Source organism: Agromyces intestinalis (assembly GCF_008365295.1).
In the GTDB taxonomy this organism is placed as follows: Bacteria; Actinomycetota; Actinomycetes; order Actinomycetales; family Microbacteriaceae; genus Agromyces; species Agromyces intestinalis.
The window spans coordinates 445,808-470,691 of the sequence record NZ_CP043505.1 but is presented as its reverse complement, the minus strand read 5'-3'; the positions used below and the strand labels follow the sequence as shown (position 1 = coordinate 470,691).

The window sequence follows — 24,884 nt, the reverse complement described above, 5'->3', positions numbered from 1 at the left end:
CATGACCTCACCCACCCCCACCGAAACCACGGCGGAGCCGCCCAAGTCGCGCTCCGCGTTCGACCGCTATTTCGAGATCAGCGCGCGCGGGTCCACCTTCGGCACCGAGATCCGCGGCGGCATCGTGACGTTCATCACGATGGCCTACATCGTGATCCTCAACCCGATCATCCTGTCGTCCGGCGTCGACGTCGATGGCAACCAGCTGGCCTTCCCGCAGCTCGCCGCCGTCACCGCGCTCACCGCCGGCGTCATGACGATCCTGTTCGGCGTCGTCGCGCGGCTGCCGTTCGCGTTCGCCGCGGGCCTCGGCATCAACTCGTTCCTCGCGTTCAGCGTCGTCGGCCAGGTCACCTGGCCCGAGGCGATGGGCCTCGTCGTCATCAACGGCCTCATCATCGTGCTGCTGGCCGCGACCGGGTTGCGCCGGCTCATCTTCGACGCGGTGCCGTACGAGCTGAAGATCGCGATCACGGTCGGTATCGGCCTCTTCATCGCGTTCATCGGCTTCGTCGACGCCGGGTTCGTCACGGCCACCGGCCAGAACTCGCCGCCGGTCGGGCTCGGCGTGGGCGGTTCGGTCGCGACGGTGCCGACGCTGGTGTTCGTGTTCACCCTGCTGTTGACGGGCGTGCTCGTCGCCCGCAAGATCAAGGGGGCGCTGCTCATCGGCCTCGCGAGCGGCACGGTCGTCGCGGTGATCATCGAGGCGATCTGGCACCTCGGCTCGGGCCAAGACAACCCGGGTGGCTGGGGCCTGTCGGTTCCCGCGTTCAGCGGCAACCCCTTCGCGGTGCCCGACCTCGGCCTCATCGGCCAGGTGAGCTTCGACTTCGGCAAGGTCGGTGCGCTGGCGGCGATCATGCTGGTGTTCACGCTCGTGTTCACGAACTTCTTCGACGCGATGGGCACGATGACGGGGCTCTCGAAGGAGGCGGGGCTGGCCGACGCCAAGGGCAACTTCCCGCGCCTGAAGTCGGCGCTCATCGTCGAGGGCGTCGGCGCGGTCGCGGGCGGCCTCACGTCGAGCTCGTCGAACACTGTGTTCATCGAGTCGGGCTCGGGCATCGGCGAGGGCGCGCGGACGGGCTTCGCGAACCTCGTCACGGGTGCACTGTTCCTGCTGGCGATGTTCCTCACACCGGTGACGCAGATCGTGCCGAGCGAGGTCGCCGCCGCGGCGCTGGTCATCGTCGGTGCGATGATGATGGCCCAGGTGCGCGACCTCGACCTGAAGGACTTCTCGGTGCTGCTGCCGGTGTTCCTGACGATCGTGATCATGCCGCTCACGTACTCGATCGCGAACGGCATCGGCGCGGGCTTCATCGCCTGGGTGGTCATCCGCTCGCTGGCCGGCAAGGCCAAGACGATCAGCCCGCTGCTGTGGGTGGTCGCGGCCGGGTTCCTGCTTTACTTCGCCCGCGGGCCGATCGAGCAGCTGTTCGGCTAGCAGGTCGATCGATCGCGAAACGACGGATGCCTCGGACTGCGTCAGTCCGAGGCATCCGTCGTTTGCGGCTGAGACGGCGAAGCCGTCGCCGCCTCAGCCCGCTCACGCCGTGCCGCGGGCCCTGCCGATCCAGTTCATGACGTGGTAGATCACGATCGCGGCGATGGTGCCGAGCGCGATGCCGTTGAAGACCACGGTGCCGAACGTCATCGTGAAGTCGGCGACGCCGATGATGAGCGCGGTCGCGGCCGTGAACTGGTTCACCGGACGGGTGAAGTCGACCTTGTTGTCGACCCAGATCTTCACACCGATGATCGCGATGAGGCCGTACAGTGCGACGGTCGCGCCGCCCAGCACGCCGGCCGGGATGGTGTTGATGAGCGCGCCGAACTTCGGCGAGAGCCCCAGTACGATCGCCACGAAGCCCGCCACCCAGTACGCGGCGGTCGAGTACACGCGGGTCGCGGCCATCACGCCGATGTTCTCGCCGTACGTGGTCGTGCCCGAGCCGCCGAAGAAGCCGGCGACGGTGGTGGCGACGCCGTCGGCCAGCAGCGCCCGGCCGGTCTGCGCGTTCACCGAGGCGTCCGTCATCTGCGCGACGCCGCGCACGTGGCCGACGTTCTCGGCGATGAGCACGAGCACGATCGGCAGGAATGCGGGCAGCAGCCCCCACACCGCGGCATCGGCGAACGGGTTCGCCGGCAGATGGAACTGGGGCAGGCCGACCCACGCGGCCCGCTCGACGGCGGTGAAGTCGACCTCGCCCTGCAGGATCGCCGCGATGTAGCCGACGACCACGCCGACGAGGATGGAGATGCGGCCGAGGATGCCGCGGAAGACCACGGTGACGAGCAGGATCGCGGCGAGCGTGACGAGGGCGGTGAGCGGCGCGAGCTCGAAGTTGCTCCTCGCGACCGGGGCCAGGTTCAGACCGATGAGCGCGACGATCGCGCCGGCGACCACCGGCGGCATGAGGGCGTCGATCCAGCCGGTGCCCGTCCAGACCACGATCGCACCCACGAGTGCGAGCAGCAGGCCGACCGCGACGATGCCGAACAGGGCCGCGCCCATGGGGTCGTCGACCGTCGATGCGCCGAGGGCGCCGAGCACCGGCGCGATGAACGCGAACGACGAGCCGAGGTAGCTGGGCAGGCGGTTCTTCGTGATGAGCAGGAACAGGATCGTGCCGATGCCCGAGAAAAGCACGGTGGTCGCCGGCGGGAACCCGGTGAGCAGCGGCACGAGGAAGGTCGCGCCGAACATAGCGACGACGTGCTGGGCGCCGAGGCCGATCGTGCGCGGCCACGTGAGGCGTTCGCCGGGCGCGACGACCTCGCCGGGCGCGACGGTCTTGCCGTCGCCGTGCAGGGTCCAGGGCAGGGGCATCGATTCTCCGATCCGTTCCGGGGGTGGGCCGCCTCAGATCGTATCGGGGGGTTGACCGGATGTCCCGGCGGACTGGCCGTCCCTAGCGTGGAGGCATGACCACCACCACGACCACCAATGTCACCCCCGACACCACGACCGGCTTCAGCATCGCCGCGCTCGTGCTCGGCCTGGTATCGATCTTCGCGGGCTTCACGTTCGTCGTGCCGATCGTCGGCCTCGTGCTGGGCATCCTGGGGCTGCGGCGAGAGCCGCAGTCTCGCACGATGGCGATCTGGGGCATCGTGCTCAACGGCGTCATGCTCGCCGGTTCACTGCTCGTCGCGGTCGGCGCGCTCGCGGTCGGCCTCGCGATGCTGCCGTTCGCCTTCGTGTTCTGATCCGGGGCTGGACACTCGGGCGGGTGCGCTCCTCGTGATTCGACACCGCGTCCAGCTCGTGCGGCGGGTGCGCGGGTAGGCTCGGAACGGATGCCGGGCGAACCCCGGCGCCCAGGAACGTCCCGCACGATCCGTGCGGGGCACGAGGCAATGGAGCCGCTCATGTCGTCGATCGACACCCGTCCCGTCCCGCTCGCACCGACGCCCGAGGAGGACGCCGTGTACCCGCCCTTCCCCGCGGGCCCGACCCGCACCGAGACCGATTCGCTCGGCAGTGTCGAGGTTCCGGCCGACGCGTACTGGGGCGTGCACACCATGCGCGCCCTCGAGAACTTCCCGATCTCCAAGCGCCCGATCTCGGTCTATCCCGACCTGGTGCGCGCGCTCGCGAGCGTGAAGCAGGCCGCGGCGCGCGCCAACCACGACCTCGGCGTGCTGCCCGACGAGCAGGCGGCATGGATCGAGGAGGCCTGCGCGCGCATCATTGCCGGCGAGCACCACGACGAGTTCGTGGTCGGGGTGATCCAGGGCGGTGCGGGCACATCGACCAACATGAACGCGAACGAGGTCATCGCCAACCTCGCGCTCGAGATCGGCGGGTACCCCAAGGGTCGCTACGACATCGTGCACCCCATCGACCATGTGAACCGTAGCCAGTCGACGAACGACACCTACCCGACGGCGGTCAAGCTCGCGATGACGTTCTCGATCACGACGATGATCGACGAACTCGATGCGCTGCGCCGCTCGTTCGACCGCAAGGGCACCGAGTTCCACAGCGTGCTGAAGGTGGGGCGCACCCAGTTGCAGGACGCCGTGCCGATGACCCTCGGCCAGGAGTTCCACGGCTACGCGACGACCCTCGGCGAGGACATCTCGCGGCTGCGCGAGACGATCAAGCTGCTCGGCGAGGTGAACCTCGGCGCGACGGCGATCGGCACCGGTATCACGGCCGAGCCCGGCTACGCGGCATCCGTCGTGCGCCACCTGAGTGAGATCACCGGACTCGCGCTCGAGACCGCGCCCGACCTGATCGAGGCGACCAGCGACACGGGCGTGTTCATGACCTTCTCGAGCGTGCTGAAGCGCAGCGCGATCAAGCTCTCGAAGATCTGCAACGACCTTCGGCTGCTCTCGAGCGGCCCGCAGGCGGGCCTGGGCGAGATCAACCTGCCGCCGCGGCAGGCGGGGTCGAGCATCATGCCCGGCAAGGTGAACCCGGTCATCCCCGAGGCGGTCAACCAGGTCGCCTACGCGGTCGCGGGCACGGATGTCACGGTCATGATGGCGGCCGAGAACGGCCAGTTGCAGCTCAACGCGTTCGAGCCGGTGATCGCGCACTCGCTGCTGCAGTCGATCACCTGGATGCGCCAGGCGTGCTGGACACTTCGCGTGAACTGCGTCGACGGCATCACGGCGAACATCGACCGGCTCGAGGCGCAGGTGGCCTCGAGCGTCGGGGTGATCACCGCGCTCATCCCCTTCATCGGGTACCAGGATGCGGCGACGCTCGCCAAGGTCGCGCTGAAGACCGGGCGGCCGGTCGCCGACCTGGTCGTCGAGGCCGGACTCATGACACGCGCGGCGGTCGAAGCCGAGCTGTCGCCGTCGAAGCTGTCGGGCCTTCGGCTGACGACGCAGGCGATCCCGATCGTGAACCTGCGCGGCGAACCGCACGAGTAGCGGTGCGTGCGCTCAGATCACCCGGCAGTGCGTGGTGAGCGAGCCGATGCCTTCGATCGTCACGGTCACGGTCGACCCGTCGCGCAGGAACACCTGCGGGCTGCGCGAGTAGCCGGCGCCGCCGGGGCTGCCCGTGGAGATCAGCGTGCCCGGCGGGATCGTCGCCGAGCGCGAGAGGTACGAGATGATCTCGGCGACGCCGCGCACCATCTCGTTCGTCGAGGCGTCCTGCAGGATGTGCCCGTCGAGGTTGGTCGTGAGCCAGAGGTCTTGCGGGTCGGCGATCTCGTCGGCGGTGACGACGACGGGGCCCGACGGAGTGAACCCGTCGAACGACTTGCAGCGCGACCACTGCGCCTCCGAGAACTGGATGTCCCGGGCCGTGATGTCGTTGACGACCGTGTACCCCCAGACGTAGTCGAGGGCGTCGCGGACGTGCACTCCGCGCGCGGGCCTGCCGATGATGACGCCGAGCTCGGCCTCGTAGTCGACCTGGCTCGAAAGGTCTTCGGGCCACGTGGTCGTCTGCCCGTGCCCGGCGAGCGAGTTCGGCCAGAGCGAGAAGATCGTCATGGCCGACTCGCTGCGCAGCTTGAGCTCGCTCGCGTGCGCGGCGTAGTTCGCGCCGATCGCGAGCACCTGCGGCGGCCGCAGCACGGCCGACGAGTGGCGCAGCTCGGTGAGCGGGACGAGGCGGCCGCCCTCGGCGGCGGGACCCTCCTCGATCGCGGCGTCGGCGATGGCGCGCACGTGCTCGAGACCCGTGTCACCGCGCTCGATGAGCTCCTGCAGGTCGCGGGGCGCCTCGTCGCCCATCACCTCGTCGAGGAACAGCGCACCGTCGCCTGAGACGACGGCGAGGCGGGGGATGGATCGGCCTTCGACTCTGAGGTGCGCGAATCTCACCGTTCCAGCGTAGTCATCGCCACTCAGTGCTCCGGCCGCAGCCGGAGTTCCTGCATGCCCCCGTCGACCGCGATCGACGCCCCGGTCGTGGAGCCTGCCGCAGGGGACGCGAGGTAGGCGACGGCGGCGGCGACCTCGTCGGGTGAGACGAGTCGGCCGTGCGGCTGCCGGGCCTCCAAGGCGGCACGTTCGGCGGTGGGGTCGGCGGCCGCATCGAGCAGCCGGCCGACCCACGGGGTGTCGGCGGTGCCGGGGTTGACGGCGTTCACGCGGATGCGCTCGCGCAGGTGATCGGCGGCCATCGCGCGCGTGAGCGAGAGCACCGCGCCCTTCGTCGCGCTGTAGAGCGCTCGCTGCGGCAGCCCGGCGGTGGCGGCGATCGAGGAGGTGTTCACGATCGCCGCAGCCGGCGAGACGCGCAGGTGGGGCAGCGCGGCGCGGCTCACCCGGGCGAGGCCGACCACGTTCACGTCCCACACCCGGTGCCACTCGTCGTCGCCGTTCGCGGCGATGTCGCCCTGCGCGCCGATGCCGGCGTTGTTCACGACGATGTCGAGCCTGCCGAACGAGTTGACGACCTGCTCGACGCCGTCGCGCACGCTCGCGTCGTCGGTGACGTCGACCTCGACTGCGAGGTCGGCGATCGCACCCTCGGGCCGCACGTCGAACACCGCGACGGTTGCGCCGTCGGCCCGCAGCCGCCGGGCGATGGCCGCGCCGATGCCCGACGCTCCGCCCGTCACGATCGCCACCAGGCCGCTGAACTCGCTGCTCACCGGTCTCACTCCCTTCCGGCGGCGCTCGTCGCCACGTACGTCTGCCGCTGGCGGCCGAGCCCGTCGATCTCGAGTTCGACGACGTCGCCAGGGCGCAGGTAGGGGTACCGGCCCGACAGCGCGACGCCCTGCGGGGTGCCGGTCAGCACGAGGTCGCCGGGCTCCAGTGCGAGCACCTGGCTGAGCTCGTGCACGATCACGTCGATCGCGAAGATCAGGTCGGCGGTGCGCGAGTCCTGCCGCGGTTCGCCGTTCACGAAGCTGCGCAGGCCGGTGTCGTCGGCGTCGAGCTCGTCGGGCGTCGCCAGCCAGGGGCCGGTCGGGCAGAACCCGGGAGCGCTCTTGCCCTTCGACCACTGGCCTCCGGATGCCTCGAGCTGCCAGGTGCGCTCGGAGAGGTCGTTTGCCAGCACGAACCCGGCGATGTGCGCCCGCGCGTCGGCGGGGGAGGCCAGGTACGAAGCGCGACGGCCGATGACGATGCCCAGCTCGACCTCCCAATCGGTCTTCACGCTGCCCGGGGGAATCTCGACGTCGTCGTTCGGGCCGACGACGGTATTCGGCGACTTCATGAACATCACCAGGGTGCTCGGCGGCTCGGAGCCCGACTCGGCGGCGTGGGCCGCGTAGTTCATCCCGATGCAGTACACCGCGCTCGGGCGGGCGATGGGTGCGCCGACGCGCAGCGTGCTGGCCTCGTCGAGCTCGGGCAGGTCGCCGGCGGCGAACGCCGCGGCGGCGCGGGCGACGCCGTCGCGGAGGAACGCGCCGTCGATGTCGGTGGTCACCGCGCGCAGGTCGAGTGCGCGGTCGCCGTCGAGCAGCACGGGGATCTCTGCACCGACCGGTCCGAGTCGAGCGAATCGCATGAGGGGCCCTCCAGTGGGATGCAGCGTCGAAGGTCTGAAGTCTGTGTGCGGCGAGCGCCGCGACATCCGCGATTCTTGCACATCGATCGACCGTTGACAGCCGAGACATCCGATGTTTATGCTCGGGGTCGCCACGAAAGGACGTCATGAGCACGATCGTCAGCGTCGACACCCGGGATATCCGGTTTCCGACCTCGCTCTCACTCGACGGGTCGGATGCGATGAATCCCGACCCCGACTACTCGGCCGCCTACCTCGTCATCCGCACCGACGCGGCCGACGGGCTCGCCGGCCACGCGTTCGTCTTCACCATCGGGCGTGGCAACGACGTGCAGGTCGCCGCGCTCGAGACCCTGCGCGGGCACCTCGTCGGCCGTGACGTCGAGGAGCTGCTCGCCGACATGGGCGCCGCGTCGCGCCTGCTCACCCACGACTCGCAGCTGCGCTGGCTCGGCCCTGAGAAGGGCGTCATGCACATGGCGATCGGTGCGGCCGTGAACGCACTATGGGACCTGCGCGCCAAGCGCGCCGGCCAACCGCTGTGGGCGCACCTGTCGCAGCTCGCGCCCGAGGAGCTCGTGTCGCTCGTCGACTTCCGGTACCTCAGCGACGCGCTCACCCCCGCCGAGGCGCTCGCGATCCTGCGCGCCGCCGAACCGGGCCGCGCCGCCCGGCACGCCGAACTGCTCGAACTCGGCTTCCCCGCGTACACGACGACGCCCGGCTGGCTCGGCTACTCCGACGAGAAGCTCGATCGGCTCTGCCGCGAGGCGGTCGCCGACGGGTTCCCGCAGATCAAGCTCAAGGTCGGCGCCGACCTCGAGGCCGACCGGCGTCGGCTCGCGATCGCGCGACGCGCCGTCGGCGACGACTTCCCGATCGCGATCGACGCGAACCAGCGATGGGACGTCGCCGACGCGATCGCGTGGGTGAACGCGCTCTCCGAGTTCCGCCCCGCCTGGATCGAGGAGCCGACGAGTCCCGACGATATCCTCGGTCATGCCGCGATCGCCCGCGGCGTCGCGCCGGTGCGGGTCGCGACGGGCGAGCACGTGCAGAACCGCATCGTGTTCAAGCAGCTTCTCCAGGCCGGCGGCATGCAGGTCATGCAGATCGACGCGACCCGGGTCGGCGGCGTCAACGAGAACATCGCGAACCTGCTGCTGGCCGCCAAGTTCGGCGTGCCGGTGTGCCCGCATGCCGGCGGCGTCGGCCTCTGCGAGGCGGTGCAGCACCTCTCGATGTTCGACTTCGTCGCGGTGTCGGGCAGCATGGACGGACGCATGATCGAGTACGTCGACCACCTGCACGAGCACTTCGTCTCGCCCACCCTGGTCGCGCGCGGGCGCTATCTCGCGCCCACCGCGCCCGGCGCCGGAACCGAGATGCACGCCTCATCGATCGAGGAGTTCGCCTGGCGCGGCGTGCACGCGGGGGCGGGCGCATGAGCACCGACGTGACGAGTTCGTCGCGGCTCGGACCGCTCGGCTTCGGCGCCGCGCCGATCGGCAACCTCTACCGCGAGGTCTCCGACGACGCCGCGCGCGACGCGCTCGAGGCGGCCTGGGCGGGCGGCATCCGCTACTACGACACCGCGCCCCACTACGGGCTGGGCCTGAGCGAGCGCCGGCTCGGCGAGTTCCTGCGCGATATGCCGCGTGACGAGGTCGTCGTCTCGACGAAGGTCGGGCGGGTGCTCGAGCCCAACCCCGGGTTCGACGGCGGTTCCGACCTCGCCGACGGCTATGCGGTGCCGAACACGCTCGTGCGGCGGTTCGACCCGACCGAGTCGGGCATCCGACGCAGCATCGAGGACTCGCTCACGCGGCTCGGACTCGATCGCATCGACATCGCCTACCTGCACGACCCCGACGCGTACGACACCGACCGCGGCATCGACGAGGGGCTGCCCGCACTGGTGCGCCTCCGCGACGAGGGGCTGGTGGGTGCGATCGGCATCGGCGTGAACGATGCGGATGTCGCGGCCCGCGCCGTGCGTGCGGCCGACCTCGACCTCGTCATGATCGCGGGCCGGTACACGCTGCTCGAGCAGCCCGCCGCCGCCGACCTGCTGCCGCTCTGCCTCGAGCGCGGCGTCGGCGTGGTGTCGGCCGCTCCGTACAACTCGGGTCTGCTCGCGACCGATGATCCGGGCGCCGGCGCCCACTACAACTACGGCGAGGCGCCCGCCGAGGTGCTCGAGCGGGCGCGCGCCCTCGCCTCGGCGTGCCGCGAGCTCGGCGTGCCGCTGCCGGTCGCGGCGATCCACTTCCCGCTGCAGCACCCGGCGGTGCGCGCCGTCGTGGCGGGTACCGCGCGCGCCGACGCGGTGCGCGAGAATCTCGCGCGCATGGCCCGGCCCGTTCCCGACGCCTTCTGGAGCGATCTGCGCGAGGCGGGGCTGATCCCATGAGTGATTCCGTGAACACCGGCCGCACGATCGACGCGCACCTGCACCTGTGGAACCGGTCGGGCGGCGGGTACGGGTGGGTGGCGCCCGAGCTCGGCAGCCTGTATCGCGATTTCGCCGCGGATGAGGCCGAGGCCGAGCTCAGGACGGCGGGCATCGACGCAGCGATCCTCGTGCAGGCCGACGACTCGCTCGCCGACACCCGGTTCATGCTCGCCGAGGCGAGCGCGAACGACTGGATCGTGGGCGTGGTCGGTTGGGTGCGCCTCGACGACGAGCAGGCCGCGGCGGTGCAGCTCGACGAACTCGGCGGGGAATCGCTGCTGCGAGGCATCCGCCACCTCGTGCACGACGACCCGCGCGACGAATTCCTCGACCTGCCCGCGGTGCGGGCATCGCTTCGCCGCATCGCCGCGCACGACCTCGCCTTCGATGTGCCCGACGCATGGCCGCGTCACCTCGGCGCGACCCGGCGGCTCGCGGCCGACGTGCCCGAACTCACCGTCGTGGTCGACCACCTCGGCAAGCCGCCCGCGGGCGACGGGTTCGAGTCCGACGCGTTCGCGGCCTGGGAGCGGGAGTTCCGTGCGGTCGCCGCGCTGCCCAACACGGTCGCGAAGTTCTCGGGGCTGCACCTGCCGGGCGCGCCGTTCGACGCCGACACCGTCGGCCGCCTGCTCGACACCGCGCTGGACGCGTTCGGCGCCGATCGGCTGCTCTACGGCGGCGACTGGCCGATGTCGGTGCCGCACGGCGGCTACGCCCCGACATGGCGCCTCATGCGCGACGCGCTCGACCGTCTCGCCCCCCAGGAGCGCGAGGCGATCGTCGGCGGCAACGCCGAACGGGTCTATCGGCTACTCAGAGATCAGACCGATGAGTCGGAAACTCCGCAGAAATCTCCCCAATTTCGGCAAAGAGCGGCTGAGACATCCGATGGATCTCGCTAGAATCTCCCCACCCGCGGCCTCGACCCGGGCCACCCCACTCGACGAAGAGAGGCGAACGTGCTGAGCGGCATCCACCCGATCCTGACCGGCGACCTGCTCGCCGCGCTCGACCGGCTCGGCCACGGCGACGAACTCGTCGTCGCCGACGCGAACTTCCCGGCGCACCGGCTCGGCACCCTCGTGCTCGAGGCACCCGGCCTCACGGCGCCGGCCGTCGTCGCGGCGATCCGCACGGTGGTGCCGCTCGATCGCTACGAGGCGGAGTCGGTGGTGCTGATGTCGGGCGAGCGGTCGGGCGGCGAACCCGTGCAGGTCGAGCTCGTCGATGCTGCGGTGGTGGCAGACCACCGGGTCGGCGAACTCGAACGGTTCGCGTTCTACGAGCGCGCTGCCTCGGCACGGATCGTGGTGCGCACCGGTGAGCTGCGACCGTACGGCAACCTCATCATGAGGAAGGGCGTCGTGGGCGAGTACCGATCCCAGGGGGTGGCATCGTGACCGCACCGCTGCTCGAGCTCGAGGGCATGAGCAAGGGGTTCCCGGGCGTGCAGGCCCTCGACGACGTCCGCCTCGAGTTGCGGCACGGCGAGGTGCTCGCGCTCGTCGGCGAGAACGGCGCCGGCAAGTCGACGCTGATGAAGCTGCTCGCCGGCATCTACGAGCCCGACGCCGGCACCATCCGTCTGAACGGCCGCGAGCTGCAGATCGACGGCCCCCGCCACGCGCAGGAACTCGGCATCAGCATCATCCATCAGGAGTTCAACCTGATGCCCGACCTCACCATCGCGCAGAACATCTTCATCGGTCGCGAACAGCGCGTCGCCGGCACGTTCCTCGACGAGCGCGGGCTCAACCGTCGGGCCCGCGAACTGTTCGACCGGCTCGGCCTCGCACTCGATCCGACCGAGCGCGTCGAGCACCTGACCGTGGCGCGCCAGCAGATGGTCGAGATCGCCAAGGCGCTCTCGTTCGACGCGCGCGTGCTCATCATGGACGAACCGACCGCGGCGCTCAACGACGCCGAGGTCGACGTGCTGTTCGGGCTCATCGAACGATTCCGCACCCCCGAGACCGGCGTCATCTACATCTCGCACCGCATGGAAGAGCTCTCGCGCATCTCCGATCGCATCACCGTGCTGCGCGACGGCCGGTACATCGACACGCTCGTCACGGCCGACACCGACCAGCGCGAGGTCATCTCGCTCATGGTGGGTCGTCGCATCCAGGGCGAGGCTCGGCCCGCACCGCTCGAGGCGGCCGGCGAGCCCGTGCTCACCGTGACGGGGCTGTCGACCAAGCACCTGCTGAAGAACGTGAGTTTCGAGGCGCGGGCCGGCGAGATCCTCGGGTTCGCGGGGCTCATGGGCGCCGGGCGCACCGAGGTCGCCCGCGCCATCGTCGGTGCCGACCGGCGCACCGCCGGCACCGTGACCCTGCACGGGCGCGAGGTGCAGATCCAGAACCCGGCCGACGCTGCACGACTCGGCATCGGCTACCTCTCCGAGGATCGCAAGCAGCTCGGCGTGCTGCTCGAGCGCAGTGTGCGCGAGAACATCGTGCTCGCCTCGCTGCGCGACTACCTCTCGGGCGTGTTCGTCAGCGATCGTCGCATCGAACGCACCGGTCGCGACTACGTGCAGAAGCTGCGTATCAAGACCCCGTCGACCGCGCAGCTCGTGAAGAACCTCTCGGGCGGCAACCAGCAGAAGGTCGTCATCGCCAAGTGGCTCGCGAAGGACTGCGACGTGCTGATCTTCGACGAGCCGACCCGCGGCATCGACGTCGGCGCGAAGGAGGAGATCCACGGGCTGCTGCGCGAACTCGCCGCGCAGGGCAAGGCCATCATCGTGATCTCATCCGAGCTGCCCGAGGTGCTGCGCCTGTCCGATCGCATCGCCGTCATGGCCGAGGGCCGGCTCACCGCGGTGCTCGACAACGCCGAGGCCACCCAGGAGAACCTCATGGACTACGCCACCCGCTTCAGCTCCGAAGGAACGATCGCCTGATGACTCCCACTCCCGCAGGCCCCACGTCCACCGCCACCCCCTCGACCGAGGCGTTCGCGGCGATCGAGGCGGGCAAGCCCCGCCTCGCCTGGCTGCGCGGCTCGCTGCAGCAGCTGCTCGCCGCCGCGAGCCTCATCGTGATCGTGGTGTTCTTCTCGATCGCGAGCCCGCACTTCTTCACCGCGAACAACCTGATCTCGATCCTCACTGCGGCGACCGTGACCGGAATCCTCGCGCTCGGCACGACGTTCGTGATCATCACGGGCGGCATCGACTTGTCGATCGGCACCGGCATGGTGCTGTGCGGCGTGATGGCGGGCGTCTTCCTCACCTACTGGGGGTGGCCGCTCTGGGCCGGCGTGGCGGCGACGATCGTGTTCGGCGGACTGCTCGGGCTCATCAACGGCGTGAACGTCTCGATCCTCGGCATCCCGCCGTTCATCGCCACGCTCGGCATGATGCTCATCGCCGCCGGGCTGTCGCTCGTGATCTCGGGCACCAAGCCGATCTACTTCAATGACACCCCCGAGTTCCAGCAGATCATGAACCTGTCGATCATCCCCGGCGTCCGGTTCCCGCTCGGCGTCGTGATCTTCATCGTGATGATCGTGATCGCCGCCGTCGTGCTCTCCAAGACGCTCATCGGCCGTTACGCCTTCTCGATCGGGTCGAACGAGCAGGCCACCGCACTGTCGGGCGTGAACGTGCGCCGCTGGAAGATCGTCATCTACACGATGTCGGGGCTGTTCGTGGGCCTGGCCGGCGTGCTCAGCGCGTCGCGGCTCTCGTCGGCCCAGCCGACCGGCGGCATGGGCCTCGAGCTCGAGGCGATCGCCGCCGTCGTGATCGGCGGCACCTCGCTGCAGGGCGGCAAGGGCTCGATCGTCGGCACCGTCATCGGCGCGCTCATCATGGCCGTCCTGACGAACGGCCTGCGCATCATCTCCGTCCCTCAGGAATGGCAGTCAGTCGCCGTGGGCATCGTGATCCTCGTCGCGGTGTACCTCGACATGCTGCGTCGCCGACGTGCCTGACCGAACCGATTCACCGGAACGCACACCACACCGCACCACACCACAGCACCACACACGAAGGAGTGACCACATGTTCAGCAAGCGCTTGACCGGCGTCGTCGTCGGCGCCGCCATCACCGCACTCGTACTCGCCGGCTGCGCGAGCGACGGGGGCGACGGCGGCGGCACCGCCTCGGGCGGCGACACGCCCTACATCGCTCTCATCTCGAAGGGCTTCCAGCACCAGTTCTGGCAGGCGGTCAAGGCGGGCGCCGAGCAGGCGGCCGATGAGTTCGACGTCGAGATCTCGTTCGAAGGCCCCGACACCGAGGCCGACGTCGACCAGCAGATCCAGATGCTGCAGACCGCGCTCGACAAGAGCCCGGCCGCGATCGGCTTCGCCGCGCTCGACAGCCAGGCCGCCGGCCCGCTGCTGCAGCAGGCCCAGGATTCGAACATCCCGGTCATCGCGTTCGACTCGGGGGTCGAGAGCGACATCCCGCTGACGACCGCGGCGACCGATAATCTCGCGGCTGCGGCCGAGGCCGCCAAGCACATGGCCGACGCCGTCGGCCACGAGGGCAAGGTCGCGCTCGTCGTGCACGACCAGACCTCGGTCACCGGTCAGCAGCGCCGCGACGGGTTCGTGTCGTACTTGGAGGAGAACGAGCCGAACATCGAGATCGTCGACATCCAGTACGGCGGCGGCGACCAGGCCAAGTCGGCCGACCTGGCCAAGGCGATCATCGCCGCGCACCCCGACCTGAAGGGCATCTACGGCTCGAACGAGGGCTCGGCGATCGGCGTGGTGCAGGCCGTGAAGGAGCTCGGCGTCGACCCCTCGGCCCTCGCGGTCGTCGGCTTCGACTCGGGCAAGGCTCAGATGGACGCGATCCGCGACGGCCTGATGATCGGCGCGATCACGCAGAACCCCGTCGGCATCGGCTACGAGACGGTGAAGGCCGCGGTGGCCGCGATCAACGGTGAGAGCCTGCCGAAGACCATCGACACCGGGTTCTACTGGTACGACGCGACGAACATCGACGACGAGAAGATCCAGGCGGTGCTCTACGAGTGAGCCGGTAGGGCAGGGTTGAGACAGGGGCGGCGCGAGCCGCCCCTGTTTCAGTACCAGGATGCTGCGCTACAGCGCCGACCGCAGCCACTGCTCGACACCGCTGACATGCGCGATCGTGAGCGCTTGGGCCAGGTCGGCGTCGCCGGCGGCGATCGCGTCGAGGATCGCATGGTGCTCTTGGAGCGTGCGGTCGACCACGTTCTCTTGTGTGATGCCGCGCCAGATGCGTGCCCGCACGGTGTGGCTGGAGAGCGAGTCGATGAGGCTCGCGAGGTAGGCGTTGCCGGTCGCCTCGGCGATGCCGCGGTGGAACTCGAGATCGTGCGCGACGAGGCTCTCGACGTCGGCGGCGTGGTCGACGCCGGCGACCACCTCGCGCAGCTGCGCGATGACCGCGGCATCGGCCTGCCGGGCGGCGAGCGACGAGGCGGCCGACTCGAGGATGCGCCGCACCGCGAGGATCTCGAGAATCGACTGGTCGTCGTGCAAGTCGACGACGAACGACATCGCCTCGAGCAGGAGTCGCGGCTCGAGGCTGGTGACGTAGGTGCCGTCGCCGCGCCGCACGTCGAGCACCCGGATGACTTCGAGCGCCTTCACCGCCTCGCGCAGCGAGGAGCGGCTGAGCCCGAGCCGTTCGCTCAGCTCCTTCTCGGGTGGAAGGCGGTCGCCGGGAGCGAGTTCGCCCGCGATGATCATCTCTTTGATGCGCAGAATCGCCTCGTCCGTCACGGCCATGCTGGGCATGCTACCGCCCGATGGGTCGAAACATCAGATCTCTGCGGGCGGCGCGGCGGCGCGCCAGAGGTGCATCGAGGCGTAGCTGCGCCACGGCGCCCACTCGGCGCCGCGTGCGGCGAGCTCGCGCGGTGAGTCGGGCAACCCGAGGTTGCGTGCTCCGGCACGCAACGCGAGGTCGCTGACGAGCAACACGTCGGGTGCGCGGGTCACGCGCATCGCGAGATACCCGGCCGTCCACGGCCCGATGCCGGGGATCTCCATGAGGTCGGCGTGCAGCTCGTGCCGCTCGCGCTCGGGCGCCACGACGAGCTCGCCGCCCGCGAGGCGCGCGGCGACGTCGAGGATGGTGCGGATGCGGGCGGCGGGGCCGCGCAGCACCCGATGCCCGTCGGCGGCGATCGCCTCGGCGGTGGGGAACAGCCGCTGCAGCCCGTTGGCGCCGGGCAGCGTGAACGGCTCACCGAGCTCGGCGGCGAGCCGCGCGAGCGTGGTGCGCGCCGCGGCGACCGAGACCTGCTGCCCGATGAGAGCGCGGAACACGAGCTCGTGCGCGTCGAGCGCGCCCGGCAGGCGCACCCCGGGATTCGCGCGCACCGCGCCCGCGAGCGCGGGATCGCGCGAGAGCACCTCGTCGATCGCGACGGCGTCGGCATCGAGGTCGAAGAGCCGCCGCACGCGGGCCGCCAGCGGCGGCAGGTCGGTGAGCGAGGCGAGCCGGGCCTCGACCTGGACGCCGGGGTGTTCGGTCGCCCGTACGGTCACGAGCGCCGGCCCCGACGGCAGGCGCAGTGATCGGGTGTAGCGATCGGGCCGGGCGTCTTCGACGCCGTCGAGCGCGCGTGCGGCGAGCCAGTCGAAGACGCCGGATGCCTCGAACGGCTCGCGCGCGGGCAGCCGCAGCCGCACGACGCCCGCGGCCGAGGGGTCGACGGCGTCGGTCGGGTCGCTCGCGTCGACGGGGGCGGCCGGGCCGGGACGGGGGGCCTGACGGCGGCTGCGCAGTTCGGCCGCGAGCCGCAGCTCGAGCGGGCTGCGTTCGTAGACCGCGCGGATCGTGTCGTTGAACTGGCGGATGCTGCCGAACCCCGACGCGAACGCCACGTCGGCGGCCGGCAGATCGGTCGACACCAGCAGCGAGCGCGCGGTCTGCGCGCGATGCGCCCGCGCGAGCGCGAGCGGACCGGCGCCGAGCTCGGCGGTGAGCACCCGGGTCAGGTGTCTGGGGGAGTAGCCGAGGCGCGCGGCCAGGCCGGGCACCCCGTCGCGTTCGACCACGCCGTCGGCGATGAGCCGCATCGCGCGCGCGGCGAGGTCGTCGCGCAGATCCCACTCGGGCGAGCCGGGCACCGCGTCGGGCAGGCAGCGCTTGCACGCCCTCAGGCCGGCCTCGTGCGCCGCGGCGGCGGTGAGGTAGAAGCTCACGTTGCCGCGCTTGGGCGTGACCGCCGGGCAGCTCGGCCGGCAGTAGATGCCGGTCGAGTGCACCCCGGTGATGAACTGGCCGTCGAACCGCGCGTCGCGCGAGCTCACCGCACGGTAGCGCTCGTCGAAGACGGGATCGTCGGCGGTGCGGGAGGGCTCGACCGGGGTTCGCATGCCATCAGCCTCGCACCGCCCACCGACATCGACTGGCGGAAATCGGACACGACCCGCGGGGCTAGGCTGACCGCATGCCCGAATCCTCCGCTGACATCGACGTCCTCGCCCGGCTGCGCACCGAGTTCGCGGCATCCGACGGTGTCGCGGCATCCGTCAGCGTCGAGGCAGCCGACCTCGATCGCGTGCGTGAAGACCGCTCGGGCCGCCGCGCGCCCGACCGGCCCATCGCGGTCGTGTACGCGACGTCCATCGACGACGTGCAGCGGCTGCTGCGCCTCGCGACCGCCACGCACACCCCGGTCGTGCCCCGAGGAGCCGGCACGGGCCTCGCGGGCGGGGCGACCGGCGGCCCCGGCGCGATCGTGCTCGACCTGTCGCGGATGAACCGGATCCTCGAGCTCGACCCGATCGACGAGCTCGCCGTCGTCGAGGCGGGTGTGCTCAACGGCGACCTGAACGCCGCCGCGGCCGCCCACGGGCTCTGGTACGCACCCGACCCGGCGAGCCGGGCGATCTCCTCGGTGGGCGGCAACATCGCCACCAACGCCGGCGGCCTGCTGTGCGCCAAGTACGGCGTCACCCGCGAGGCGGTGCTGGGGCTGGCCGTCGTGCTCGCCGACGGGCGCCTCGTGCGCACGGGCCGGCGCACCGTGAAGGGCGTCACCGGGTACGACCTGACCGCGCTGCTCACCGGTTCCGAGGGCACCCTCGGCATCATCGTCGAGGCGACCGTGCGGCTTCGGCCCCGCCCCGAGGGCGAGCCGGTCACCATCGCCGCGGCGTTCGCCGACGTCGAGGCCGCCGCCGCGGGCTGCGCCGCGGTGACTGCGGCCCGCCTGCGCCCCGCGATGCTCGAGCTCGTCGACGACCTCGGACTCGGGCGAGTGGTCGATCACCTCGGCGCGGCCGCGATCGCGGGCACCCCGGTCGAGCACCTGGCGCCGGGCGAAGCGCTCGTCATCGCCCAGGCCGACGACACGGATGCCGCGGTGCGCGCCGCGCGCATCGCCGAGGTGCTGCGCGCGGCGGGCGGCCGGGTCGAGGTCTCGACCGACACCGTCGCCGCCGAGCGACTGATCGGGCTGCGGCGGGCGTGGCATCCGGCGCTCGCCGCGACCGGCGAGGTGCTCATCGAGGACATCGCGGTGCCGCGCTCGAAGCTGCCCGACATGTTCCGCGTCATCGGCGAGATCGGGCGGCGTCACGGCATCGAGATCCCGACGCTCGCGCACGCGGGCGACGGCAACCTGCACCCCAACTTCGTGTTCACGGGCGACGAGCCGCCCGCAGAGGTGTGGGCGGCGGCCGACGAGCTGTTCCGCGCCGCGGTCGCGCTCGGTGGCACGCTCACGGGCGAGCACGGCGTCGGCATCCTGAAGCGTCGGTGGCTGCGCGACGAGCTCGGCGACGACGGCTACGACCTGCAGCGCGGGCTCAAGGCGCTGTTCGACCCTGCCGGAGTTCTGAACCCCGGGGTCATGTTCGATGTCTCGAACGAACCCCGTCGATAGGTTCCGCGTCGATAGGCTCGGCGGGTGAGCCTTCCGACCACGCCGCAGCAGGTCATCCCACCCGCTGCGCTCCCGATCGCCTCGGCCCGCCGTGCGGGCTTCGTGCTCGCCGTCGTGGGCATCGCCGTCGGCGCCCTCGCGCTGCTGTTGGTCGTCGCGTACCTCATCGCGGCCCTCGGCGTGCCGACGCTCGCGGTCGGCAGCCTGCTCGCCGTCGTGCCGCTCGTGATCGTGCTGCTCGCGGTGCGCTGGGTCGACCGATGGGAGCCCGAACCGCGGTGGGCGCTGTGGTTCGCCTTCCTGTGGGGCGCCGGTGTATCAGTCGCGGTGGCGCTGCTCGTCGACCTCGGCGTGCAGGTGGCGGTCGCGTTCGCGACGCCCGGCGGTGCGACCGACGAGGCGCTGCAGGCGGTCGTGCAGGCGCCGCTCGTCGAAGAGCTCGCGAAGGGCCTCGGCGTGCTGCTCGTCTTCGCGTTCTCTCGCTCGCACTTCGACGGGCCCATCGACGGGCTGGTGTACGCCGCGACGGTGGCCGCCGGGTTCGCGTTCACCGAGAACGTGCTCTACTTCGGTGCGGCCATGGCCGAGGGCGGCGCCGGCGAGGTGGGCCTGGTGTTCGTGGTGCGCGGACTGTTCTCGCCGTTCGCGCACGTGCTGTTCACCGCGTGCACCGGGCTGATGATCGGCATCGGCGCCCGACGCGGCGCCACGGTGGGCATCATCGGATGGTTCGCCCTCGGACTCGTCGGTGCAATCGCGTTGCACGCCCTTTGGAACGGTTCGCTGGCGTTCGCGGGCGAGGGCGCGATCGCGCTCTACTTCACCGTGCAGGTGCCGATCTTCATCGGTGCGATCGTCCTCACGGTGCTGCTGCGCGGACAGGAGGCCCGCCTCACCCGCGACCGCCTCGCCGAGTACGCGGCCGCCGGGTGGCTGACCCGCGGCGAGGTCGATGCGCTCGCAACGCCGGCCGGTCGTCGTCAGGCGATCGCGTGGGCGCGCGCGCAGCGCCCGCAACGCACGGCCGAGGTACGCGCTCTCATCTCGGATGCCACGGCACTCGCGTTCAACCGGCAGATGGTCGTGTCGGGTCGCACCGACGTGCGCCACGCCCGCGACGAGCGAGCGCTGCTCGACCGCCTCACGGCGCGGCGCGCGGCGTTGCTGCGCTGAAGCGAGTCTCGTCCCGCGTACGAAGAACTCGCCGCCTCCTGGTGTGGCAATGCCGAGAGCCGGGGTTTGCGCAGTCGGCGTACGAAGAACTCGCCGCCTTCTGGTGTGGCAATGCCGACAGCCGAGGTTTGCGCAGTCGGCGAGTGTGCTTCGTGTACGAAGAACTCGCCGCCTCCTGGTGTGGCAATGCCGACAGCCGAGGTGAGGCGGCGAGTTCGTGGATTCCAGAATCGCCTGCCGTCGCTTCGGGCGCAAGTGGGTTGTGGACATCCGGCAGGGTCACACGGTCGCGGGCCTCGGCGCTGGAAGTCGCCCCACACATCGACGGTCGACGCAACCCCGTTTGTCGAAATCCCCTCACGATTGCCTCTTGGCGGGGCATCCGTTTGGATGGATCGCATGACCGATATGAACAGCAAGCCCGAGATCGACGCGCCCGATGGGCCAGCGCCGGCCGACCTCGTGATCGAGGACCTCGTCGTCGGCGACGGCCCCGAGGCCACGCCGGGCTCGACGGTCGACGTGCATTACCTCGGCGTCGAGTACGACAGCGGCGAGGAGTTCGATTCGTCGTGGAGTCGTGGGCAGTCGATCAACTTTCCGCTGCAGGCGCTGATCGCCGGCTGGCAGGAGGGCATCCCCGGCATGAAGGTGGGCGGGCGTCGCAAGCTCACCGTGCCCCCGCAGAAGGCCTACGGGCCGGCGGGTGGCGGCCACCGACTCAGCGGCCAGACCCTGATCTTCGTGATCGACCTGCTCGGCGTGAGCTGAGCCCTTCGCGGGCGGGGTAGCATCGAGCCACCCGATTCCGAAAGGCCACGCCGACGTGACCCGATCGCTGCTCCGCCCGTTCCTTCCGTACCTCGTGCTCAGCGCCGTGCACCTGGTGCTGCTCGTCACGGGGCCCGCCGCGGCCGTGACGGCGACGAAGGCGCTGCTGATGCCGGCGCTCGTCGCGGCGGTGCTGACCCTCGTTCGTCCGCGTCGCGGTGCAGCGCTCGTGCTGCTCGTGGTCGCGATCTGCTGCTCGTGGGCCGGCGATGTGCTGCTGAGCTTCCCCGGCGAGACCTGGTTCGTGCTCGGCCTGCTGTCGTTCCTCGCCGCGCACTCGGTGTACATCGCGCTCTTCGTGGGCCTGCCTCGGGCCGGGCGACTGGTGACGCCCTGGGCTGCGCTGTACGCGATCTGGTACGCGGGGTTCATGCTGCTGCTCGCCCCGCACCTCGGGTCGCTGTTCGTGCCGGTCGCCGTGTACGGGCTCGTGCTCGGATCGATGGCCGCGCTCGCGGCCGGTCACAGCGGGGTCGTCGCGATCGGCGGCGCGTTGTTCGTGGTGTCCGACTCGGTGCTCGCGCTCGGCCGGTTCCTGCCGGGCTACGACGCGGTCGTGCCGGGCGCGGGTCACGACCTGATCGTGATGACGACGTATCTCGCAGCCCAGGGGCTCATCGCGCTCGGGGCGATCCTGAACCTGCGCGGCCGGGCCCTCGGCGTTCGGGCTCGGTCGCGTCCTGCACGCGGTCGACCAGTTCCCGCCACGGCCCCGTGACCTGCCGGTCGGCGAGCGTCGCGGCGTGCGGCGAGCACTCGATGCGGTAGACGAACCGATCGGGTTCGGGTGGCGCGGGGGGAACCTCGTTCCACGGCAGGCGGCGGATCAGCAGCACCCAGTCGTCGCGATCGGGTCGTTCGTCGACCGGTACCTCCCAGACGAGCCGAAGGCCGGCGAGCCCCCCTGAGCGGGAGACGATGACGTCCATGGGGAAAGGCTACCGCGTCACCCGCCGAGCAGGTCTTGTGCCGTGAGGTAGACGTACGCGCACACGAATCCGACCCCGAAGAAGACGTAGATCGACGGCACCCTGGGCAACCAGCGCAGCCGTTGGCCGACCTCCGCGATACGCGGACGCGGTTCGGGTTGCGGCGCGGCGGCCTTCGTCGCGGCGGCGTTCGTCGCGGCGGCGTTCGTCGCAGCCGCGGCCGCCGCGAGCTGCACCTGGGACGCCCTCGGGTTGTCGGCCACGCGGTCGTCGCGGTAGCGCCCGCTGCGCAGCGAGAGCCGTTCGGCGACCCGACCGGCGCCGCCCAACATCTTCCAGAACCCGGCGAGCCCGGATCTGCGCCGCCCCATCGCAGGAGGATCACCCAGTCGTCGACGATCTCGACGTCGAACGCCGATGCGTGGTCGACCAGCATCGCCATGAGGTCGGGCGTGAAGACGTAGAGCGCGTCGCGTTCGTATCCGTCGGGAACGAAGAGCCGGAACCACCGGTCGAAGTCGTCCTCGAGCGAGAGGCGCCGGGCGCCGGCGAGTGCCGCGGGCCGGCTCGCGAGGAAACCGCTGTTCTTCGACCCGTCGAGCACGAAGTGCGGCAGGGGTGCTTCGAGTTCGAACGCGAGGTAGGTCCACCTGGCGGTGGTGCGCTGCTTGCCCGTGCCGGTCGTGTACTCGGCGATGCCGGCATCGACGTGACGCCCCGTCTTGGAGCGGAACCGGTGCACGACGCGATCGACCGCATAGTTCTCGTGCAGGAAGCCCGGCAGCCACCCCACGGTGCCTCCGGGCGAGTACCAATAGCCGTGCGCCTCGGCGACGCGCTGGATTCGGAATCGGCTGTCGAGCGCCCGGTCGATGACCGACCGGTACGAGGCGAAGAACCCGCCGACGATGATGAGGATCCCCACGACCGCCCCGAGGCCGAGCGCCGCGAACGAGTCGAGGCCGACCATGCTCAGCAGGATCCCGAGGCCGAACACCGCGCTTCCCCCGGCCGCAGTGGATGATCTGCTCGCTTCGACGACGTCGTGGAACACCTCCTCCAACAGCGGGGCGCTGCCTTCGGCCCGCGCGGCGCGACGGTAGGCGGCGTATTCGGCGCGAGTCGGCGCGGTGGGGAACGGCTGCACCGGGAAGCCGGCGAACGGCAGGGCAGCGGGAGCTTGCGTGGACACCGCGTCAGCTTGCCACACTCACGCCGACCTGCTCCCAGCCGTGGTGCACCGCCCGCTGTTCGGCAGATCCGTCGCCGAATCGCTTCGCCGCCGCGCGCAGGGTCGCCGCGGCGAACTGCGCGAACGTGGCATCCGTTTTCAACTCGCCCGAGGTGAGCGTGTCGTACCAGATGCGACCGACGTGCTCCCATGCGAAGCCGCCGAGCTCGGTCGCTGCGAGCGCGAATGCGCGGTTCGGGATGCCCGAGTTCAGGTGCACGCCGCCGTTGTCGTCGGTCGTGACGATGAAGTCGTCGAAGTGCGCAGGTTGGGGGTCGCGGCCGAGCACGTCGTCGTCGTAGGCCGTGCCCGGCTCGAGCATCGAGCGCAGTGCACGCCCCTCGACCTCGGAGGTGAAGATGCCCTCGCCGATCAGCCAGGTCGCGGCCTCGGCGTCCTGGCCGAGGGCGTACTGCTCGACGAGCGCACCGAAGACGTCGGAGACGTGCTCGTTCAGCGCACCCGACTGCCCCTGGTAGCGCAGCGCCGCGGTGCGCTCGGTGACGCCGTGCGCGAGCTCGTGCCCGATGACGCTGAGCGAGTTGGTGAACCCGGTGAACACCTCGCCGTCGCCGTCGCCGTCGCCGAAGACCATGCGCTCGCCGTCCCAGAAGGCGTTGTCGTAGCGATCGCCGTAGTGCACCGTCGCCTCGAGAGCCATGCCGCGGCCGTCGATCGAGTCGCGCCCGAAGACGCGGTCGAACATGCGGTGCGTGTCACCCAGCCCGTCGTACGCCTCGTCGACCGCCTCGTCGCCGGTCGCGGCCTGCCCTTCGCGGCGCACCAGCCGGCCCGGCAGCGTCTCGCGGCCGCCGGCGTCGGAGATGCGCCGATCGGGTGAGGATGCGGCATCGGGCAGCACCGCCGACGGCCGATCGCCGAGCAGCCGCTGTTCGCGCACCGGCGCGTCGCGCAGCAGCGACCTGCGGGCCGCGTCGGCGGCGACGGGGTACCGGTAGGCGCCGGCCGCGGCGATGCGGGCGAGCAGGTAGGGCGGGACGATCGCGTTCCGGGTCATGCGTCGATGCTGGCACGACCGGGCGACATGCGTATCGGCGACATGCGCATGGCAGGCTGGACGCGTGCGCACGCATCCCCTCGCTCTGCTCCCTGCGTTGCTGGTCTGCGGGGCGGCCGTCGCGCTGTTCGGATTCCTGGTGCCGCTCGTCGGGTACGGCATGCTCGTCGTCGGCCTCATCGCCGCATGGCTGTGCGACCGCTCGGGTCGCACCGAACGGCTCGCCCCCGACCTGCTGCTCATCGCGATCGGCCAGGTGATCATCTCGACGATGCCGCTCGCGGCCGACATCTCGTGGCTCGCGATGGTGCGCTTCACGATCGTGCTCGGGTCGGCCGTGCTCGTGCCCTACCTCATCTCGCGGTACGTGTACCGCGAGCGGGTCATCCGGTTCCCGTGGCGCACCGGCCGCCGCTGGAATCGCACCCAGTGGCTCTACCTCATCTTCGTGACGCTCGCGGGCTGGCTGATCCTGCCGTTCTACTTCATCTCGTCGGGCGTATATCAGAATTGGCCGACCGTCACCGAGGCGAGCGAGATCGGCAGACTCTTCGTCGGCGTGAACGCGGTCGGCACGTGGGACGAGCTGTTCTTCATCTGCACGGTGTTCGCCCTGCTGCGCCGGCACTTCCCGACCTGGCAGGCGAACCTGCTGCAGTCGATCGTGTTCGTGTCGTTCCTGTGGGAACTCGGCTATCAGTCGTGGGGGCCGCTGCTCACCATCCCGTTCGCGCTGATCCAGGGCTACACCTTCAAGCTGACGAAGTCGCTCACCTACGTGCTCGTCGTGCACCTGCTGTTCGACGCGGTGGTGTTCTGCGTGATCGTGTACGCCCACAACGGCTGGCCTGCGATCTTCCCGTTCGCGCCGCCGGTGTAGCACCGCATGTCGCTGTTGCTGTCCGGATGCCCGCTGCCCGCCGTGGGCGAACGTCGAGCGG

At 70.6% G+C, this 24,884-nt stretch carries 25 protein-coding genes; 16 read left to right on the top strand and 9 right to left on the bottom strand.

The genetic code is table 11. The features are described 5' to 3' along the window. Position 1: 1 nt before the first annotated feature. A complete protein-coding gene (locus FLP10_RS02275) occupies positions 2–1,450 on the top strand; it encodes an NCS2 family permease (protein ID WP_149159393.1) in 1,449 nt (482 codons plus the stop codon). 102 nt (positions 1,451–1,552) lie between these two features. Here the strand turns inward: FLP10_RS02275 and FLP10_RS02270 are convergent, their stop codons facing one another. Continuing rightward, positions 1,553–2,839 carry a uracil-xanthine permease family protein gene (locus FLP10_RS02270; RefSeq protein WP_149159392.1) on the bottom strand — a complete coding sequence of 429 codons (1,287 nt, stop codon included), beginning with the start codon at positions 2,837–2,839 and terminating at the stop codon, positions 1,553–1,555. Between the two features lie 95 nt (positions 2,840–2,934). Here FLP10_RS02270 and FLP10_RS02265 point away from each other — a divergent pair, with 95 nt between their 5' ends. Next, a complete protein-coding gene (locus FLP10_RS02265; RefSeq protein WP_149159391.1) occupies positions 2,935–3,219 on the top strand; it encodes a DUF4190 domain-containing protein in 285 nt (94 codons plus the stop codon). A gap of 162 nt (positions 3,220–3,381) precedes the next feature. Next, entirely contained in the window at positions 3,382–4,902 is a 1,521-nt protein-coding gene (locus tag FLP10_RS02260; protein WP_149159390.1) for an aspartate ammonia-lyase, read from the top strand. A 12-nt stretch (positions 4,903–4,914) separates the two neighbouring features. On the opposite strand, the gene FLP10_RS02255 is transcribed toward FLP10_RS02260, so the two are convergent. The 3 genes from FLP10_RS02255 to FLP10_RS02245 are packed head-to-tail and all read right to left on the bottom strand — an operon-like array spanning position 4,915 to position 7,453. Further along, on the bottom strand, positions 4,915–5,808 hold the full coding sequence (locus FLP10_RS02255; RefSeq protein ID WP_210418460.1) for a fumarylacetoacetate hydrolase family protein: 894 nt from the start codon (positions 5,806–5,808) through the stop codon (positions 4,915–4,917). Positions 5,809–5,831: 23 nt separating this feature from the next. Beyond that, a complete protein-coding gene (locus FLP10_RS02250) occupies positions 5,832–6,584 on the bottom strand; it encodes an SDR family NAD(P)-dependent oxidoreductase (protein WP_149159389.1) in 753 nt (250 codons plus the stop codon). Positions 6,585–6,589: 5 nt separating this feature from the next. Further along, positions 6,590–7,453: a fumarylacetoacetate hydrolase family protein gene (locus FLP10_RS02245; RefSeq protein WP_149159388.1), complete on the bottom strand. Its 864-nt coding sequence runs from the start codon at positions 7,451–7,453 to the stop codon at positions 6,590–6,592. 146 nt (positions 7,454–7,599) lie between these two features. Here FLP10_RS02245 and FLP10_RS02240 point away from each other — a divergent pair, with 146 nt between their 5' ends. The 7 genes from FLP10_RS02240 to FLP10_RS02210 all read left to right on the top strand — a co-directional run bounded on the left by FLP10_RS02240 (position 7,600) and on the right by FLP10_RS02210 (position 14,910). Beyond that, a complete protein-coding gene (locus tag FLP10_RS02240; RefSeq protein WP_149159387.1) occupies positions 7,600–8,901 on the top strand; it encodes an enolase C-terminal domain-like protein in 1,302 nt (433 codons plus the stop codon). Further along, positions 8,898–9,866: an aldo/keto reductase gene (locus FLP10_RS02235; protein WP_149159386.1), complete on the top strand. Its 969-nt coding sequence runs from the start codon at positions 8,898–8,900 to the stop codon at positions 9,864–9,866. Before FLP10_RS02240 ends, FLP10_RS02235 begins: the two co-directional genes overlap by 4 nt. Next, positions 9,863–10,813, top strand: coding sequence for an amidohydrolase family protein (locus tag FLP10_RS02230; protein WP_149159385.1), 951 nt, complete (start codon positions 9,863–9,865; stop codon positions 10,811–10,813). Before FLP10_RS02235 ends, FLP10_RS02230 begins: the two co-directional genes overlap by 4 nt. A gap of 57 nt (positions 10,814–10,870) precedes the next feature. Then, entirely contained in the window at positions 10,871–11,311 is a 441-nt protein-coding gene (locus tag FLP10_RS02225) for an RbsD/FucU family protein (protein WP_149159384.1), read from the top strand. Beyond that, positions 11,308–12,819 carry a sugar ABC transporter ATP-binding protein gene (locus tag FLP10_RS02220; RefSeq protein ID WP_168209077.1) on the top strand — a complete coding sequence of 504 codons (1,512 nt, stop codon included), beginning with the start codon at positions 11,308–11,310 and terminating at the stop codon, positions 12,817–12,819. The genes FLP10_RS02225 and FLP10_RS02220 overlap by 4 nt, the downstream gene beginning before the upstream one ends. After that, a complete protein-coding gene (locus tag FLP10_RS02215) occupies positions 12,819–13,853 on the top strand; it encodes an ABC transporter permease (RefSeq protein WP_149159383.1) in 1,035 nt (344 codons plus the stop codon). The genes FLP10_RS02220 and FLP10_RS02215 overlap by 1 nt, the downstream gene beginning before the upstream one ends. Before the next feature lie 70 nt (positions 13,854–13,923). Beyond that, complete coding sequence (locus tag FLP10_RS02210; protein ID WP_149159382.1) at positions 13,924–14,910, top strand: ABC transporter substrate-binding protein; 987 nt, start codon at positions 13,924–13,926, stop codon at positions 14,908–14,910. A 66-nt stretch (positions 14,911–14,976) separates the two neighbouring features. On the opposite strand, the gene FLP10_RS02205 is transcribed toward FLP10_RS02210, so the two are convergent. Then, positions 14,977–15,648: a FadR/GntR family transcriptional regulator gene (locus tag FLP10_RS02205; RefSeq protein WP_149159381.1), complete on the bottom strand. Its 672-nt coding sequence runs from the start codon at positions 15,646–15,648 to the stop codon at positions 14,977–14,979. A gap of 33 nt (positions 15,649–15,681) precedes the next feature. Further along, positions 15,682–17,247 (bottom strand): AlkA N-terminal domain-containing protein, encoded by a 1,566-nt coding sequence (locus tag FLP10_RS02200; protein ID WP_149159380.1) that lies wholly within the window; start codon positions 17,245–17,247, stop codon positions 15,682–15,684. A 74-nt stretch (positions 17,248–17,321) separates the two neighbouring features. Between FLP10_RS02200 and FLP10_RS02195 the strand changes: the two genes are divergently transcribed. The 4 genes from FLP10_RS02195 to FLP10_RS02180 all read left to right on the top strand — a co-directional run bounded on the left by FLP10_RS02195 (position 17,322) and on the right by FLP10_RS02180 (position 21,483). Beyond that, positions 17,322–18,761 carry an FAD-binding oxidoreductase gene (locus tag FLP10_RS02195; RefSeq protein WP_149159379.1) on the top strand — a complete coding sequence of 480 codons (1,440 nt, stop codon included), beginning with the start codon at positions 17,322–17,324 and terminating at the stop codon, positions 18,759–18,761. A 24-nt stretch (positions 18,762–18,785) separates the two neighbouring features. Further along, entirely contained in the window at positions 18,786–19,934 is a 1,149-nt protein-coding gene (locus FLP10_RS02190; protein WP_246150139.1) for a PrsW family intramembrane metalloprotease, read from the top strand. Positions 19,935–20,333: 399 nt separating this feature from the next. After that, positions 20,334–20,705: an FKBP-type peptidyl-prolyl cis-trans isomerase gene (locus tag FLP10_RS02185; protein WP_210418458.1), complete on the top strand. Its 372-nt coding sequence runs from the start codon at positions 20,334–20,336 to the stop codon at positions 20,703–20,705. A gap of 55 nt (positions 20,706–20,760) precedes the next feature. Continuing rightward, positions 20,761–21,483: a lysoplasmalogenase gene (locus tag FLP10_RS02180; protein WP_149159378.1), complete on the top strand. Its 723-nt coding sequence runs from the start codon at positions 20,761–20,763 to the stop codon at positions 21,481–21,483. Here FLP10_RS02180 and FLP10_RS17905 read toward each other — a convergent pair. Together FLP10_RS17905 and FLP10_RS02175 are read right to left on the bottom strand one after the other, a co-directional pair. Beyond that, on the bottom strand, positions 21,380–21,694 hold the full coding sequence (locus FLP10_RS17905) for a protealysin inhibitor emfourin (RefSeq protein ID WP_425457625.1): 315 nt from the start codon (positions 21,692–21,694) through the stop codon (positions 21,380–21,382). The two genes, FLP10_RS02180 and FLP10_RS17905, sit on opposite strands and share 104 nt — an antisense overlap. 17 nt (positions 21,695–21,711) lie before the next feature. Then, complete coding sequence (locus FLP10_RS02175) at positions 21,712–22,065, bottom strand: hypothetical protein (protein ID WP_149159377.1); 354 nt, start codon at positions 22,063–22,065, stop codon at positions 21,712–21,714. Positions 22,066–22,115: 50 nt separating this feature from the next. Between FLP10_RS02175 and FLP10_RS02170 the strand changes: the two genes are divergently transcribed. Then, complete coding sequence (locus FLP10_RS02170; protein ID WP_149159376.1) at positions 22,116–22,718, top strand: hypothetical protein; 603 nt, start codon at positions 22,116–22,118, stop codon at positions 22,716–22,718. 172 nt (positions 22,719–22,890) lie between these two features. Here the strand turns inward: FLP10_RS02170 and FLP10_RS02165 are convergent, their stop codons facing one another. Further along, entirely contained in the window at positions 22,891–23,943 is a 1,053-nt protein-coding gene (locus FLP10_RS02165) for a M4 family metallopeptidase (protein ID WP_149159375.1), read from the bottom strand. Positions 23,944–24,007: 64 nt separating this feature from the next. Between FLP10_RS02165 and FLP10_RS02160 the strand changes: the two genes are divergently transcribed. Further along, on the top strand, positions 24,008–24,823 hold the full coding sequence (locus tag FLP10_RS02160) for a CPBP family glutamic-type intramembrane protease (protein WP_149159374.1): 816 nt from the start codon (positions 24,008–24,010) through the stop codon (positions 24,821–24,823). The last annotated feature ends 61 nt before the right edge of the window (positions 24,824–24,884 follow it).

Coding starts and splice junctions, on each gene's coding strand:
- FLP10_RS02200 (WP_149159380.1), bottom strand. CDS start 17,247: ATGCGAACCCCGGTCGAGCCCTCCCGCACCGCCGACGATCCCGTCTTC.
- FLP10_RS02165 (WP_149159375.1), bottom strand. CDS start 23,943: ATGACCCGGAACGCGATCGTCCCGCCCTACCTGCTCGCCCGCATCGCC.
- FLP10_RS02175 (WP_149159377.1), bottom strand. CDS start 22,065: ATGGGGCGGCGCAGATCCGGGCTCGCCGGGTTCTGGAAGATGTTGGGC.
- FLP10_RS02245 (WP_149159388.1), bottom strand. CDS start 7,453: ATGCGATTCGCTCGACTCGGACCGGTCGGTGCAGAGATCCCCGTGCTG.
- FLP10_RS02240 (WP_149159387.1), top strand. CDS start 7,600: ATGAGCACGATCGTCAGCGTCGACACCCGGGATATCCGGTTTCCGACC.
- FLP10_RS02275 (WP_149159393.1), top strand. CDS start 2: ATGACCTCACCCACCCCCACCGAAACCACGGCGGAGCCGCCCAAGTCG.
- FLP10_RS02210 (WP_149159382.1), top strand. CDS start 13,924: ATGTTCAGCAAGCGCTTGACCGGCGTCGTCGTCGGCGCCGCCATCACC.
- FLP10_RS02185 (WP_210418458.1), top strand. CDS start 20,334: ATGACCGATATGAACAGCAAGCCCGAGATCGACGCGCCCGATGGGCCA.
- FLP10_RS17905 (WP_425457625.1), bottom strand. CDS start 21,694: ATGGACGTCATCGTCTCCCGCTCAGGGGGGCTCGCCGGCCTTCGGCTC.
- FLP10_RS02215 (WP_149159383.1), top strand. CDS start 12,819: ATGACTCCCACTCCCGCAGGCCCCACGTCCACCGCCACCCCCTCGACC.
- FLP10_RS02270 (WP_149159392.1), bottom strand. CDS start 2,839: ATGCCCCTGCCCTGGACCCTGCACGGCGACGGCAAGACCGTCGCGCCC.
- FLP10_RS02265 (WP_149159391.1), top strand. CDS start 2,935: ATGACCACCACCACGACCACCAATGTCACCCCCGACACCACGACCGGC.
- FLP10_RS02235 (WP_149159386.1), top strand. CDS start 8,898: ATGAGCACCGACGTGACGAGTTCGTCGCGGCTCGGACCGCTCGGCTTC.
- FLP10_RS02205 (WP_149159381.1), bottom strand. CDS start 15,648: ATGGCCGTGACGGACGAGGCGATTCTGCGCATCAAAGAGATGATCATC.
- FLP10_RS02260 (WP_149159390.1), top strand. CDS start 3,382: ATGTCGTCGATCGACACCCGTCCCGTCCCGCTCGCACCGACGCCCGAG.
- FLP10_RS02230 (WP_149159385.1), top strand. CDS start 9,863: ATGAGTGATTCCGTGAACACCGGCCGCACGATCGACGCGCACCTGCAC.
- FLP10_RS02195 (WP_149159379.1), top strand. CDS start 17,322: ATGCCCGAATCCTCCGCTGACATCGACGTCCTCGCCCGGCTGCGCACC.